Source organism: Amycolatopsis orientalis DSM 43388 (assembly GCF_000411975.1).
GTDB lineage: Bacteria > Actinomycetota > Actinomycetes > Mycobacteriales > Pseudonocardiaceae > Amycolatopsis > Amycolatopsis orientalis_D.
In genome coordinates this window covers 20046-34026 of record NZ_ASXG01000071.1, presented here as the reverse complement: position 1 = coordinate 34026, position 13981 = coordinate 20046, and the positions used below count along the sequence as shown (strand labels likewise).

Genomic DNA, 13981 nt, shown 5'->3' with positions numbered 1-13981 from the left:
CCGCTCGGCTGGCCGCCCAGCGGGCTACCCGTGACCAGCGGCGCGCGGCTCGCGCCTTGCGCCACGGGCGTTGGGCTTCGTGTTCGGATATCAGGTCCCGTATTCGCGCTCGGGACAGTTCTTCGTGAAGCAACATCTTCGTGGTCTCCTGAAGCTTGTTCTGCTTGGGTTTCGGCTGTACGCGGACCGGTTTTCCGGTGCGGGCCTCGAAATCGCGCGTGGTGATGAGGTCGACGGTCATGCGGCTGCGCTCCGGGCCGCGGCGGCGGGTTCGAGAGCGGCGTTCTTGCGCGGACGGCCACGGGGCCGCTTGCGCGCGATCACCGCGCCGCGCTCGAAGATTTCGCCTCCCCAGACACCCCACGGCTCACGCCGGGCGAGTGCACCCGCGAGGCAGGCCTCGCGGACCGGGCAGCCGGCGCAGAACGCCTTGGCCCGCTCGAGTTCCGCGGGCGATTCGGCGAACCAGAGGTCCGCGTCGCGCGAGCGGCAGGGGAGTTCCGGTTCGGCGACCCCTTCGAGCAGGTCGCCGATGTCGAACCCTTCGGCTAAGGGGCCCTCGGCGAGGGCGATGGCGGATGACATTTCCGTGCTCCTTTGCGGTGCGGTGGTGGTGTGGCGGTGGGCGATCGAACTGGACAACTTGTTCCTTCTCGTTGTGCAGCCAAAAAAACACGAAGGCCGCGGATCCGGTTACCGGTTCCGCGGCCTTCGTGAGCCTTGAGTCCTGACGCAGGTCAGGAACTTCGCTCCCGTATCGACAACGGAACACGGAACTGCTTGATGGTCGGCAGATCGACATCAACCTGCGGGTACGCGGCAACAACGGCGGCGCTCGCGAGAGTGATGCCGACCGGGGCCCCGTTGCGCTCGATGCGACGCAGTCCGTCCATGTGACGACGCGTTCCGTCGATGTGCGCGAACGTGGACACACCGGTGCCCTGGCGCGGGGCGTCGGCGGTCATGCACAGAGACAGACCGGTGCCAGGGAACGCGAGTTTCAGATTGCTGATCATTTCACCGGCACCGCCTTTCTTCTGTCGGACTGCGCCGCTCGAAGCGGCAACCGTCGTGTTCATCCCCAGACCGGGCTCTCGCCCGGGTGCCTACGCAGGTTATGCGCCCCGGCGCAACCGGGGCAACTTATTTTCCCAAATCTCTGCCGAAAAGCTGAAGATCGCCTCCGAGCTGCAGGTTCGCCGCACCGATCACCGCGAAGACGCGGTCAAGATCGCATCGACGACCGGACGACGTCGAGCACCTCCGCGCCGAACCGCTCCAGCTTCGTCGCGCCGATCCCGGAGATCGACACCAGCGCGCCGTCGTCGGTCGGCCGCTGCTCGGCGATCGCCATCAGCGTCGCGTCAGTGAACACGACGAACGCCGGGACCTTCAACTCCCGCGAACGCTCCCCGCGCCACGCCTTCAGCTTCTGCAGCAGTTCCTCATCCACTGTGGACGGGCACTTCCCGCACCGCCCCAGCTTGACCTCCATGGTCTGCACCAGCGGACCGCCGCACAGCCGGCAGCGGGCGACGTTCGACCCGGGCTTCGCCACCTGCTGCGAGCGGGCGATGCGCGCGGCCGGGTGGTCCTCCGGGATCAGCCCGTACAGGAACCGCGACCGCCGCCGGTTGCGTCCCCGGCCCGGACCGCGCGAGAGCGACCACGACAGTGACAGGTGCACCCGGGCCCGCGTGACGCCGACGTAGAACAGCCGTCGTTCCTCTTCGATCGCGGCGTCGTCGCCGTCCGCGTGCAGGATCGGCATCGTTCCTTCGGACAGCCCGACGAGAAACACCGCGTCCCACTCCAGCCCCTTCGCCGCGTGCAGCGAGGCGAGCGTGACACCTTCGACCGTCGGCGGGTGCTGCGCTGCCGCGCGCTGTTCGAGTTCCGCGACGAACCGTGGCAGGTCCGCGTCTTGGACCGACGCCGCCAGTTCCTCGGCCAACTCGACCAGCGCCAGCAGCGCGTCCCATCGCTCCTTCGCCGCTCCGCCGGACGGCGGTTGTTCGGTCAGGCCGACTCGCGCGAGCACCGAACGCACCGCCGTGACCAGCTCCAGCGAGGTGGGTTCCATTGACGCAGTGCGCAGCGCCGCCATCGCCTGCCGTACCTCGGTGCGCTGGAAGAACCGCTCGCCGCCGCGGACCAGGTACGGGATCCCGGCTTCGGTGAGCGCCTGCTCGTACGCCTCCGACTGCGCGTTCACCCGGAACAACACCGCGATCTCGCTCGCCGGCACGTCCGCGTCGAGCAGTTCGCGGACCCGCCGCGCGACCGCGCTGGCTTCGGCGGCCTCGTCCTCGTACTCGGCGAACCGCGGCTCCGGACCGTCCGGACGCTGGCCGATGAGCTTGAGCCGCGACCCGGCCGGACGCCCGCGCGCGGCGCCGATCACGCGGTTCGCGAGCGCGACGACCTGCGGCGTGGACCGGTAGTCGCGTTCGAGGCGCACGACGGTCGCCTCCGGGAACCGCCGCGTGAACTCCAGCAGCGACTTCGGCGAGGCGCCGCCGAAGGAGTAGATGGTCTGGTTGGCGTCGCCGACGACGGTGAGGTCGTCGCGCCCGCCGAGCCACGCGTCGAGCAGCCGCTGCTGGAGCGGCGTGACGTCCTGGTACTCGTCGACCACGAAGCAGCGGTACCGGTCGCGGAACTCGGCCGCGACCGCCTCGTGCTTCTCGAGCACCGCGGTGGTCTGCAGGAGCAGGTCGTCGAAGTCGAGGACCTGCGCGTTCGTCTTCAGCTCCTCGTACCACCGGTAGACCTCGGCGACCTGCGCGACCGGCGCGGGAGTGTCGCGCTGCGTCCTCGCGGCGACCGCTGGGTAGTCGTCCGGCGAGACGAGCGACGCCTTGCTCCACTCGATCTCGCTCGCCAGGTCGCGCAGCACCTCGGTCTCGGTGCTCAACCGGACGCGCTGGGCGGCCTGGGCGACGAGCCGGAACTTGTTGTCGATCAGGTCCCACGGCCGGTCGCCGACGACCCGCGGCCAGAAGTAACGGAGCTGACGGCGGGCGGCGGCGTGGAAGGTCAGCGCCTGCGCCGCGTCGACCCCGAGGCCGCGCAGCCGAGTGCGCATCTCCCCCGCCGCGCGCGTGGTGAAGGTGACGGCCAGCACCTGCCCGGCCGCGACGTGGCCCGATCGGACCAGGTGGGCGATGCGGTGCGTGATCGTGCGGGTCTTTCCGGTGCCCGCGCCGGCGAGGACGCACACCGGGCCGCGGGGGGCCGCCGCGGCGGCGCGCTGTTCGGGATCAAGCCCGTCAAGCAGGTTCGCGCGGCTCTGCCGGCTCTGGGGAGACGATGCGATGGCCACCCCGCGATCCTCGCAGAGGGGGCCGACAGATTCCCGGCCGGGCACGCGGCCGTATCCTGGTCATATGGCGGGCAAGCAGGACAAGGAAGCGGCCAAGCAGGCCAAGCGGGAAAAGCGCGCGGCGAGCAAGGCCCGGCGCGGGCAGCTGTTCGAAGCGTTCAAGATGCAGCGCCGCGAAGACCCGATGCTCATCCCCTGGATGGTCGGTTCGATCGTGGTGGTCGCCGGTGTGCTGTTCGGCATCGGGTTCATCTTCGGCATCCAGTGGACGCTGCTGCCGCTGGGCATCGTGCTCGGCATCCTGCTCGCTGTGATCATCTTCGGCAGGCGCGTGCAGCGCACGGTCTACGGGAAGGCCGACGGCCAGCCCGGTGCCGGCGCCTGGGCGCTGGAGAACATGCGCGGCAAGTGGAAGGTCACGCCGACCGTCGCCGCGACGACCCAGCTCGACGCCGTCCACCGCGTGCTCGGCCACCCCGGCGTGATCCTCGTGGCCGAAGGCGCCCCGCACCGGGTGAAGAGCCTGCTCGCGCAGGAGAAGAAGCGCGTGTCGCGGCTGGTCGGCGACACCCCGATCTACGACGTGACGATCGGCCACGAAGAAAAGCAGGTTCCGCTCAAGAAGCTGCAGTCGCACCTGGCGAAGCTGCCGCGCAACCTCAAGCCGGCCCAGGTCGACGCCCTCGAAGCGAAGCTGGCCGCCCTCGGTTCGCGCGGCGCGGCGATGCCGAAGGGCCCGATGCCCGCGGGCGCGAAGATGCGGAACGTGCAGCGCACCATCCGCCGTCGCTGACGCTGCCGGAAACGTCGAGAACCCCCGGCCTGGTCGCGGCCGGGGGTTCTTTGCGTTCGAATCAACGCGGCGAGTCGTCAGCGCATCCGGATGACGACGGTGTTCGTGGCACGGTCGAGCCAGTTGCGGCCGTCGGCGTTGCGCACGAGCGGCGGGAGCAGCAGCGCGGTCAGCACCATCCGCACCAGCGCTCGCCACGCGCCGACCATCGCCGCCCCGTCCAGGCGGGCCACCCGGATGCCCAGGGCCGCCATGCCGGGGGTGAAGCCGAAGAACGTGACCGGGATGACAGTGATGACCGCCCAGACCGCGCCCGCCCAGAGGTTGAACGTCTGCATCGCGGCGGCGTTCTGCAGGTCGTAGCGTACGAACAGGGCCGTGATCAGGGAAGCGAGCACCAGGTCGAGCACGAGCGCGAGGAAGCGCGGACCGCCGCCGGCCACCGCGCCCACGCCGGATTCGGGCAGGCCCAGCGACTCGCCGCGCCACTTCGGGGCCTCGCGCGGACCCGCCGCGGTCGAGCCGTCGCCCGTGCCCGGCAGCCATTCACCCGTCCATCTCGCCACCCGTCCAGGGTATGCCGGTGGCGCGGACCACATCCGGCCTGGTCGACTGGGCGGCGACGGCAACCCGTTAACACCGGCGAAACATTCGGGTGACGGTCGGGCAACACCGCCCTCTTAGCGTGAGCCGAAGAGAGTACAGCCGCCGGTAACGAACGAGAAGGAGTCACCGAGGGTGCCCACTACTCCAGACGACATTCAGCGCCTCATCGCAGATGAGAAGGTGGAGTCCATCGACGTCAGGTTCTGCGACCTGCCGGGCGTCATGCAGCACTTCACGGTGCCCGCGAAGGCGTTCGACCTGGAGGCGTACGAAGAGGGTCTCGCCTTCGACGGCTCCTCGGTGCGCGGTTTCCAGTCGATCCACGAGTCCGACATGCTGCTGCTGCCGGACCCCGAGACGGCGCGGATCGACCCGTTCCGCAAGGCGAAGACGCTCTCGCTGAACTTCTTCGTGCACGACCCGTTCACCCGTGAGGCCTACAGCCGCGACCCGCGCAACATCGCGCGCAAGGCCGAGCAGTACATCTCGGAGTACGGCGTCGCCGACAACGTGTACTTCGGCCCGGAGGCGGAGTTCTACATCTTCGACTCGGTCCGCTTCGAGGACGCCGAGCACCTGTCGTTCCACGAAATCGACTCGATCGAGGGCTGGTGGAACACCGGTGCCGACACCGAGGGCGGCAACCAGGGTTACAAGACCCGGTTCAAGGGCGGCTACTTCCCCGTCCCGCCGGTCGACCACTTCGCCGACCTGCGCGACGACATCGTCCGCCAGCTGCAGAACTCCGGCTTCGAGATCGAGCGCGCGCACCACGAGGTGGGCACCGCCGGCCAGACGGAGATCAACTACAAGTTCAACACGCTGCTGCACGCTGCTGACGACCTGCAGCTGTTCAAGTACATCGTGAAGAACACGGTGTTCGCCGCGGGCAAGACCGCGACGTTCATGCCGAAGCCGCTCGCCGGCGACAACGGCTCGGGCATGCACTGCCACCAGTCGCTGTGGAAGGACGGCCAGCCGCTGTTCCACGACGAGTCCGGCTACGCGGGCCTGTCCGACACGGCGCGGCACTACATCGGCGGTCTGCTCAAGCACGCGCCGAGCCTGCTGGCCTTCACCAACCCGACGGTGAACTCCTACCACCGCCTGGTGCCGGGCTTCGAGGCCCCGGTTTCGCTGGTGTACTCGCAGCGCAACCGCTCCGCCTGCGTCCGCATCCCGATCACCGGCAACAACGCGAAGGCCAAGCGCGCCGAGTTCCGCTGCCCGGACTCGTCGGGCAACCCGTACCTGGCGTTCTCCGCGATGATGATGGCCGGGCTCGACGGCATCAAGAACAAGATCGAGCCGCCGGAGCCGATCGACAAGGACCTCTACGAGCTGCCGCCCGAGGAGGCCAAGAACGTCAAGCTGGTCCCGGGCGACCTGGGCACCGTGCTGGACACCCTGGAGCAGGACCACGACTACCTGCTCGAGGGCGGCGTCTTCACGCCGGACGTGATCGAGACGTGGATCCAGTACAAGCGCGAAAACGAAATCGACCCGCTGCGGCTTCGCCCGCACCCGTACGAGTTCTCGCTGTACTACGACGTGTGATCGGCGCGGCGCTTTGACCAGGCATTTCACTGGCCGAAGCGCCCGCCAGGCCGTCACCAGGCCGGCAAAGGTCAGCCGGTGACGACCACCAAGACACAGGACGGCGGTCGAGGGGATTCCCCGACCGCCGTCCTTTTTTTTGCGCGCCAGCCGCCTCACGCGGCACCCTTCCGGCGGAACACCCGCTCGTAGAGTGCGCGGGCTACGGTCGCTACCGGCAAAGCGCGGACATCAACGCCAAGTCGCCCACCCTCCCTGTCCTGTTACGCCGCCCCGTCCACGAACGACCACAGCGGACGGCCTTCTCGGCGGCTCTTTGCTCCGGGCGGGCAACGTGGAAAACTCCGCGAGTGGACCGACGGCGATGGATAGGCGGCTACCCAGCCCAGCTCAGTCGATGGCATCGAAGGTGGGTTCTCGCTTGCGCTATCGCCTGCACGTGGGGCGTTCTCATGTGGCTGGCTCTGGCCGTGTTCGTGGGCCACTGGACCTCATGGATCTTTATCGCGCTCCTCGTCCCAAACGCGGCATACCACTGGCACATCTACCTGACTCGACGCCCCGGCCGATCACCGACTGCGACAGCACCGGCGAAATACCGCGGCGGGCAATCCGAAGTTGGTCCGTGAAGACGGCCAGCCTCACCTCGCTGCCAAGCGGACAGGTGTGGGAAGGACCCTCCAGGCCGTCAGACGTCGGCGACGGTTGACCATGAACGACCGACGACAACCGCTAGCCAGCAGGTCAGAAGGGGTAAAACTGGGCGGCGTACCGCAGGTCAGCGCCGGGGGTGACAGACCTACGCCGTGTGATCCGAGCCGGGTTTGACCTGGTGAAATGCCGCTTTCGGTCCGCTCCGGGCCGTCTGCTGGCCGGTCTCCTCAAACGGCCGGTTCCGCTTCTCGTGCGGAGCCGGCCGTTTGCCGTTCTTCGGGCTCATCCGACCAGTTCGGCGAGCAGCGCGCGGACCCGTCGGTCGATCTCGTCGCGGATGGGGCGGACCTGCTCGATCGGGAGGCCGGCTGGGTCGTCGAGTTGCCAGTCGAGGTAGCGCTTGCCCGGGAAGACCGGGCAGGCGTCGCCGCAGCCCATGGTGATCACGACGTCGGCCGCTTGAACTCCCTCAACGGTGAGGGGTTTCGGGAATTCGCGAGACAGGTCGATGCCGAGTTCGGCCATGACTGCGACGGCCGCGGGGTTGATGGTGTCGGCTGGTGCGGATCCGGCGGAGCGGACCCGTACTCTGCCGCGCGCGTGGTGGTGCAGCAGTCCGGCCGCCATCTGCGAGCGTCCGGCGTTGTGGACGCAGACGAAGAGCACTTCGGGGATGGTCATGGCGAGACCCCAGCGGTCACGAACCGGTGCCGAAGCGCGAGGGACACGTAGACGAGGGCGACGAGCACTGGGACTTCGATGAGCGGACCGACGACTCCGGCGAGCGCTTGGCCGCTCGTGGCACCGAAGGTGGCGATCGCGACGGCGATGGCGAGTTCGAAGTTGTTGCCCGCGGCGGTGAAGGCCAGGGTGGTGGTCCGCTCGTACGACAGGCCGATCGCCTTGCCGACCGCGTAGGAACCGGCCCACATGAGTCCGAAGTAGACCAGCAGCGGCAGGGCGATCCGGGCGACGTCGAGCGGGCGACTGGTGATCTGGTCGCCCTGCAAGGCGAACAGGACCACGATGGTGAACAGCAGCCCGTACAGCGCAATCGGGCCGATCTTGGGCAGGAGCCGGGATTCGTACCAGGTGCGGCCCTTCGCGCGTTCGCCCAGCCGGCGGGAAAGGTAGCCGGCGAGCAGCGGGACGCCCAGGAACACCAGCACGCTCTTGGCGATCTGCCACGCGGAAACGGTGAGCCCGGCCTGCGGCAGGCCGAGCCAGCCGGGCAGCACGGAGAGGTAGAACCAGCCGAGGACGCCGAACATGACGACCTGGAACACCGAGTTCAGCGCGACCAGCACGGCCGCGGCTTCCCGGTCGCCGCGGGCCAGGTCGTTCCAGATGATCACCATCGCGATGCAGCGGGCGAGCCCGACGATGACCAGCCCGGTCCGGTACTCCGGCAGGTCGGGCAGCAACAGCCAGGCGAGCGCGAACATCAGCGCCGGGCCGATCAGCCAGTTCAGCACCAGCGAGGGCCACAGCAGCCGCCGGTCGCCGGTCACGCCGCCGAGCCGGTCGTAGCGGACTTTCGCCAGCACCGGGTACATCATCACGAGCAGTCCGAGGGCGATCGGCAACGAGATCCCGTCGACCGAAACCGCGTTCAGCACTCCGCCCAGGCCGGGAATCCACCGGCCGGCCAGCAGCCCGAGCACCATCGCGGCGGCGATCCACACCGGAAGGAATCGGTCCACAGTGGACAGCTTGCCGACCACGCCGGTTTCCGCCGTCACGCGTGCGCCTCCGCACTGCCGGGGACCAGCACGGCCGAGAGCCGGGCCAGGACCTCCGGGTAGACGCGGTAGTAGACCCACGTGCCACGCCGTTCCCCGGCGATCAGCCCGGATTCGCGCAGCACCTTGAGGTGATGGGAGATCGTCGGGCCGGTCAGATCGAAGGCGTCGGTCAAGTCGCATACGCAGGCTTCCCCGCCGGCGTGAGACGCGATCAGCGACAGCAGGCGCAGCCGCACCGGGTCGGACATCGCTTTGAACAGCTTCGCCAGCTCCGCGGCCTGATCCTCGCTCAACGGCTCGCGCGTCAACGGGGTGCAGCATGCGCTGATCACGGCCAGCGCGAGTTGCTTCGACATACGTCTATCTTGACAGTCATCTACCTAGACAGCAATCTAGATGCTTCTTGTTTCGATAACTATCTATTCAAGGAGTACGGATGTCCCGAGTTCAGCTCGCTCTTCGGGTCGGAGACCTGGCTGATTCGATCGACTTCTACGCAAAGCTCTTCGGTGTCGAGCCAGCCAAGCTCCGGCCGAGATACGCCAACTTCGCCGTCGCCGAGCCCGCGCTCAAGCTCGTCCTTCTGGAAGGCGAGCCCGGGCAGGCGACTGTCCTGGATCACCTCGGTGTTGAGGTCGAATCGACAGATCAGGTCAACGAGGCCAGCGAACGTCTCACCGGGGAGGGCCTGGAGACGCTGACCGAGGACAACACGACCTGTTGCTACGCCGTGCAGGACAAGGTGTGGGTACATGGGCCTGGCGGGGAGCCGTGGGAGGTTTACACGGTCAAGGCGGCTTCGCCGACCTTCGCGAAGTCCGAAGGTTGTTGCGCCTGAACGGCGATCGACCACCCCGCCCATCCGGAGCGGAGACACCTCTTGCCACCAGGCATCCGGTGCCGTTATGTTAATGAGAAATCACTTCTTCCGAGACTGTCGACAGGGGGCGGCGAGCAGCCCCTGGCCGGTGATGGGATGGCAACGACGCCTACCAGAGAGGCAGACAAGTACATGGAGAATCTCAGCAGAAGGAAGGTGCTGACCCTCGGCGCGGCGTTGGGCATCGCGGGTGTTGCGGGCTCCTCGGGCACTGCGTGGGCGTGGTCGAGCAGGGGGTCCATCGCCGGAAGCGGCACGGGAGCGGATCCGTTCCAGGTGTGGGACGACAAGGCGGACGCGGTCGCCAAGGCGTTGCTGGCCGAGGGCAAGGTGCCGGCGGTCAATCAGGCGTGGGAGAGCTGGATCGACAACGACGCGCCGTTGCCCGCTGGCATGCCGGATTACCTGGTGGCGTATCTGCAGCAGGTCAACAAGCTGCCGCCGTGGGCGGATCCGGCCAAGCTGGCCGCGTCGGAGAAGCTGTATACCCGGTTGAGCAGTTATCTGTTCGTCTCGGAGACGCTCGGCAGCGGGATCATGAGCACCGTCATTCCGCGGGAGGCGCGGGCGGTTTACTGGTCGGCTGGCGGCGCGGACATGAAGCAGCGGGCGGCGAAGACGTTCACCTTCGGATACGACCTGCACAATTCCAAAGCCTGGGCACCGGACGGGCATTTCGTCGTCACGGCCAACAAGACTCGACTCGTGCACGCCGCGGTGCGGAATTTGCTGCCGACGTCGGCGAAGTACCAGTCGGGTGCTGATCAGCCCAAGCCGATCAGCAACGGCGACATTCTGCGTACGTTCCATTCCGTGGCGACCTTCGCGCGCAGCAACATGCTCAAGTGGCACATCGCGTTGTCCGCCGCGGAGCAGGACGCGGATCTGCACGCCTGGCAGGTCGCGCTGTATCTGCTTGGGGTGCAGGAACAGTTCATTCCGCGGACGTGGGCGGACGCGGAAGCACAGGCGCAGCAGATGTTGTGGCCGGTGCTCGCGCGGACCGAGGAAGGGGTCAGCCTGGCGAAGACGTTGCTCGGCTACATCGAGGACCCGACGCTCGGGCTCGATTCCGGGTTCGTCAACGAATTGGTGCGATATCTGCTCAATGACCAGATCGGCGATTGGCTCGGACTTCCCCGGGACTACGCACAGGCGGCGTTGGTGCGGATCGAATGGCCCGCGTATGTGGCGTTTCGCGAAGGGACGTCCAAGATCATGCCGGGCAGTTTTTATCTCTTCGACCAATTCGTGCGCGGCATTTCGATGCTGTACCTCAACAACGGGACCTCGCCGACGCAGACGCCGATCACGCTCCCCACCGCGAATCGGCCGGGCGCTTAAAATCCCAGTGCGCTCAGCAGCAGAGCGGTGACGGCGGCGCGGTGGCCGGGGGCGTCCTCCCACCGCAGCCGCCGACCGGTTTCGACTACCGCGCCGAAGCCCGCGTGCACCAGTACGCGGGCTTGGTGCGCGTCCAGGTCTGGGCGGGCCAGGCGGAGTTGTTGTTCCCACACCGCGATGTGCTCGCGTTGGGCGAGGATGAGCGGGCGTTGCAACGCAGCGGGCAAGCCGCCTAGTTCGGCGGCGGCGACGTTGGTCAAAGCGGTGTGTTCGAAGCTGTACGCCACATAGGTCGCGGCGAGTGCGGGAAGGGCTTGCGCGCCAGTGATGCCGTGCAGGTTCTGTTCCACGGCTTGCGACAGCAGCCCGGCGGCTTGCAGGCACGCGGCGGCCAGGATTTCGGCTTTGTTGGGAAAATGGCGGTAGAGAGCCGAAGGCACCAGACCCACGGCCTCGGCGATTCGGGCGTTCGTGACGGTGGCGAATCCGTCGCGTTCGAACAACGGCACGGCGGCGGCGAGGATTTGCGCGCGGCGGGTTCGCGGGACCGGTTGGGCGGGCAGCTCCACGACCGGCGCGTCCGGGGTGGTCGTCGAGGTGGCGAGGCGCAGGGCGGATTCGGTGAGCAGGTTCTCGGCTCGGTGATGTGCGATCGACGTGCGGTGCATGGTGATCGAGCCGATCGCGCCGAGTGCGGCCACGGCACGGAGGTCCGCGTCCCGAGCCGGCTGCACCACATCCCGCACGCGCGAGACGACGTGGGCGAATTTCGCACTCAGGACGCGCCGGTCGGCTCGCTCGAGGTAGCGCGCTTCCCAGCGGTACAGGCCGCCGGACTCGCGGTGGGCGACCGTGACCCGGGCGAGCGGGCGGAGGACCTCCGAGGCGGGTGCGTCCGGCGGCACCGCGTCGAGGGCGGCGACGAGGCGGTCTGCCATCACGTTCGCGCACTCGGTGAACAGGGCGTACTTGTTCGGGAAATGCCGGTACAGCGCCGCCGCGGTGATCCCGACGGCGGCGGCGATCTCCTCCATGGACGCCGCGTGATACCCGCGTTCGCTGAAGGCGCGGCCCGCCGCCTCGACGATGAGCTGCTTGCGGTTGCGCGGACGGGTGGCCGCAGCCGGTTCGGAGGTCACAGCGGACCCCGAGCACACGGATGCGGGAACACGGCCATGGTGGCCAGTCAATCACGAGACGAGCGGGTCTTCACGCGGGCGGGAGGCGCGGCGACTCTTCCGCCACGAGCGGACCGATTCGGCCCGGCAACTGCGATGTACGTGGGCGTTCTCGTTCGCACTGCGTTTTCCGTGCTCCTCGCCGCGCACAGCAACGAAAAAGCGCTGGGACCGCCTAGTGGAACCCGTCGAGGTTGGTGACCTGCGCCGGAGCGCTGTTCGACGATAATGATCGGGTGACCTTGACGAGGATCCGCGAGTTCCGCACCTTGCGCGGGCTGACCGTGCGCCAGCTCGCCGACCAGGCGGGGGTGTCGACCGGATTGATCAGCCAGGTCGAGCGGGGCGTCACCGACCCCAGCCTGGAAACCATGCGGCGGATCGCCGAGGTGCTCGACATCCCGCTGTTCAGCCTGTTCCAGGAGCCGGAGGAGGAGACCGTCGCGGTGATCCGGCACGAAGACCGGTACCGGATCTCCTCGCCGCACCACGCGATCACCTACACCCGCGCGTCGCCGGGCGGCGCGAAGCTCGAGGTGCTCGAAGGCGTGCTGGAACCCGGCGGGGTCTCGTCCGACGAACTGCGCTCGCATCCGTCCGAGGAATGCGTGGTGGTGATCGCCGGACGGCTGACCGTCCAGGTCGGCGAGCAGACGCACGTGCTCAAGACCGGCGACAGCTGCCACTTCGATTCGAGCATTCCGCACCGCTTCCGCAACGACGGCCGGACCGCCGCCCGCTTCCTTGTGAGCGTCACTCCGCCGAGTTACTGATCCGGCCAAAAGAAGGCCCGGGACCGTCGCGGCGAAGTCATCGGCCGTGACGGCGGTCGGATCAGTAACCATCCGGCACGGTACTGATACTTCCGGCGGAGGTGCCCGCGGCGAAATTGGTCTAGACTTTTCGTTCCGAAACCGGCGAAAAGGACGGACTGATGCGAGGGACGACGGTGCCCCCGGGAATGTGCTGCCGACCGGTCAAGCCCGGGGAACTTCCGCTGCACCGGCTCGAGGTGCCGGCACCGGACGCGGTGCCGTTCGCGGTCGGCTCTTTCGACGCGGTCGGCCCGTTGTCGAGAGCGGAATTCCCGCACCGGCACACGTTTTACGAAATCGTGCTCGTCACCGGAGGGACCGGCGCGCACGTGGTCGACCTGACGCGGTGGGAACTGAGCCCGCCGCACCTCGGCGTCGTCACCCCGGGCCAGGTGCACCACTGGGAGGCGAGCGAACTCGCCGGATCGGTCGTGCTGTTCACCGACGATTTCCTCTTCGACCATCCGGCCGACCGCGAAACCCTGCGCCGGCTGCGCGAACGGCCTTGGCTGCGGCTGGACCGCGCCGAACACGACCGGACCGCGCGGCTGATCACTGAGCTGGAAGAGGAGTACCGCCGCGGCGGCGAGGACGCCGAATCGGTGCTGCGCGCCCTGCTGCACGTGCTGATCGTGCGCGCCGGACGGCTGCCCGGGATTCCCTCCGCGCCGGCACCTGCCCGCGCTCGCGCGGTAGCGGCGGAATTCGCGCAGCAGGCGGAAAAATCGGAGCTGGGGCTGTGGTCGGTGCGCGCGCATGCCGAACGGCTCGGCGTCACGCCCGGCTACCTCACCGAGGCCGTCAAGGCAGCGACCGGGCGCACCGCGGCGGAATTGGTGCGCGAGGCCCGAACGCAGGAGGCGAAACGGTTCCTGCTGCGGACGAATCTGTCCGTGCGGCAGGTGGCGAGCCGCGTGGGATTCGCCGATCCAGCCTACTTTTGCCGGTTCTTCCGGCGCGAAACCGGGTTGAGCCCCGGCGGATTCCGCCGCACCGGCGACACCGCCCCGAAGATTCACCACGACTGCGGGACTCCGTCCATCGCTGCGGGCTGATCTTCTCCTTACCGTCGAGGGGAATCCCG

At 68.1% G+C, this 13981-nt stretch carries 14 protein-coding genes; 6 read left to right on the top strand and 8 right to left on the bottom strand.

All coding sequences use genetic code 11. The annotated features are described in order from the left end of the window. Nucleotides 1–237: 237 nt before the first annotated feature. From L942_RS12040 to L942_RS12030, 3 genes are all read right to left on the bottom strand, one after another. Nucleotides 238–585 carry a WhiB family transcriptional regulator gene (locus tag L942_RS12040; protein WP_037359010.1) on the bottom strand — a complete coding sequence of 116 codons (348 nt, stop codon included), beginning with the start codon at nt 583–585 and terminating at the stop codon, nt 238–240. A gap of 152 nt (nt 586–737) precedes the next feature. Then, the gene (locus L942_RS12035; RefSeq protein ID WP_235079063.1) at nt 738–1079 is read right to left on the bottom strand and encodes a hypothetical protein; all 342 of its coding nucleotides are present in this window, start codon (nt 1077–1079) and stop codon (nt 738–740) included. A gap of 146 nt (nt 1080–1225) precedes the next feature. Next, a complete protein-coding gene (locus L942_RS12030) occupies nt 1226–3325 on the bottom strand; it encodes an ATP-dependent DNA helicase UvrD2 (protein WP_037359005.1) in 2100 nt (699 codons plus the stop codon). A gap of 64 nt (nt 3326–3389) precedes the next feature. Here L942_RS12030 and L942_RS12025 point away from each other — a divergent pair, with 64 nt between their 5' ends. Next, nucleotides 3390–4118: a DUF4191 domain-containing protein gene (locus tag L942_RS12025; RefSeq protein ID WP_037359002.1), complete on the top strand. Its 729-nt coding sequence runs from the start codon at nt 3390–3392 to the stop codon at nt 4116–4118. Nucleotides 4119–4195: 77 nt separating this feature from the next. Here L942_RS12025 and L942_RS12020 read toward each other — a convergent pair whose 3' ends face one another. After that, nucleotides 4196–4684 carry an RDD family protein gene (locus tag L942_RS12020; RefSeq protein ID WP_037358999.1) on the bottom strand — a complete coding sequence of 163 codons (489 nt, stop codon included), beginning with the start codon at nt 4682–4684 and terminating at the stop codon, nt 4196–4198. 172 nt (nt 4685–4856) lie between these two features. Between L942_RS12020 and glnA the strand changes: the two genes are divergently transcribed. Then, nucleotides 4857–6281 (top strand): type I glutamate--ammonia ligase, encoded by a 1425-nt coding sequence (glnA, locus tag L942_RS12015; protein WP_037358996.1) that lies wholly within the window; start codon nt 4857–4859, stop codon nt 6279–6281. Between the two features lie 936 nt (nt 6282–7217). Here glnA and L942_RS12010 read toward each other — a convergent pair. From L942_RS12010 to L942_RS12000, 3 genes are read right to left on the bottom strand one after another with little or no spacing between them, the layout of a single operon-like run. Then, nucleotides 7218–7616: an arsenate reductase ArsC gene (locus L942_RS12010; RefSeq protein ID WP_037358993.1), complete on the bottom strand. Its 399-nt coding sequence runs from the start codon at nt 7614–7616 to the stop codon at nt 7218–7220. Then, nucleotides 7613–8677: an ACR3 family arsenite efflux transporter gene (arsB, locus tag L942_RS12005; protein ID WP_037358990.1), complete on the bottom strand. Its 1065-nt coding sequence runs from the start codon at nt 8675–8677 to the stop codon at nt 7613–7615. The genes L942_RS12010 and arsB overlap by 4 nt, the downstream gene beginning before the upstream one ends. Beyond that, nucleotides 8674–9036 (bottom strand): ArsR/SmtB family transcription factor, encoded by a 363-nt coding sequence (locus L942_RS12000; protein WP_037358987.1) that lies wholly within the window; start codon nt 9034–9036, stop codon nt 8674–8676. Before L942_RS12000 ends, arsB begins: the two co-directional genes overlap by 4 nt. An 80-nt stretch (nt 9037–9116) precedes the next feature. On the opposite strand from L942_RS12000, the gene L942_RS11995 reads away from it, so the two are divergent. Both L942_RS11995 and L942_RS11990 read left to right on the top strand, forming a co-directional pair. After that, on the top strand, nt 9117–9518 hold the full coding sequence (locus L942_RS11995; protein WP_037358984.1) for an ArsI/CadI family heavy metal resistance metalloenzyme: 402 nt from the start codon (nt 9117–9119) through the stop codon (nt 9516–9518). Nucleotides 9519–9692: 174 nt separating this feature from the next. Then, nucleotides 9693–10904 carry an oxygenase MpaB family protein gene (locus tag L942_RS11990; RefSeq protein WP_037358982.1) on the top strand — a complete coding sequence of 404 codons (1212 nt, stop codon included), beginning with the start codon at nt 9693–9695 and terminating at the stop codon, nt 10902–10904. Here the strand turns inward: L942_RS11990 and L942_RS11985 are convergent. Beyond that, complete coding sequence (locus L942_RS11985) at nt 10901–12043, bottom strand: TetR/AcrR family transcriptional regulator (protein ID WP_037358979.1); 1143 nt, start codon at nt 12041–12043, stop codon at nt 10901–10903. The genes L942_RS11990 and L942_RS11985 overlap by 4 nt on opposite strands. Nucleotides 12044–12318: 275 nt before the next feature. On the opposite strand from L942_RS11985, the gene L942_RS11980 reads away from it, so the two are divergent. After that, nucleotides 12319–12855 carry a helix-turn-helix domain-containing protein gene (locus L942_RS11980; protein ID WP_037359084.1) on the top strand — a complete coding sequence of 179 codons (537 nt, stop codon included), beginning with the start codon at nt 12319–12321 and terminating at the stop codon, nt 12853–12855. A gap of 161 nt (nt 12856–13016) precedes the next feature. Then, complete coding sequence (locus tag L942_RS11975) at nt 13017–13952, top strand: helix-turn-helix transcriptional regulator (RefSeq protein ID WP_037358976.1); 936 nt, start codon at nt 13017–13019, stop codon at nt 13950–13952. The last annotated feature ends 29 nt before the right edge of the window (nt 13953–13981 follow it).

Bases quoted from the DNA above. Each gene is read 5' to 3' on its own strand.
- L942_RS12040 (WP_037359010.1), bottom strand. From the start codon at position 585: ATGTCATCCGCCATCGCCCTCGCCGAGGGCCCCTTAGCCGAAGGGTTC.
- L942_RS12035 (WP_235079063.1), bottom strand. From the start codon at position 1,079: ATGAACACGACGGTTGCCGCTTCGAGCGGCGCAGTCCGACAGAAGAAA.
- L942_RS12025 (WP_037359002.1), top strand. From the start codon at position 3,390: ATGGCGGGCAAGCAGGACAAGGAAGCGGCCAAGCAGGCCAAGCGGGAA.
- L942_RS12010 (WP_037358993.1), bottom strand. From the start codon at position 7,616: ATGACCATCCCCGAAGTGCTCTTCGTCTGCGTCCACAACGCCGGACGC.
- L942_RS12000 (WP_037358987.1), bottom strand. From the start codon at position 9,036: ATGTCGAAGCAACTCGCGCTGGCCGTGATCAGCGCATGCTGCACCCCG.
- L942_RS11995 (WP_037358984.1), top strand. From the start codon at position 9,117: ATGTCCCGAGTTCAGCTCGCTCTTCGGGTCGGAGACCTGGCTGATTCG.
- L942_RS11990 (WP_037358982.1), top strand. From the start codon at position 9,693: ATGGAGAATCTCAGCAGAAGGAAGGTGCTGACCCTCGGCGCGGCGTTG.
- L942_RS11975 (WP_037358976.1), top strand. From the start codon at position 13,017: ATGCGAGGGACGACGGTGCCCCCGGGAATGTGCTGCCGACCGGTCAAG.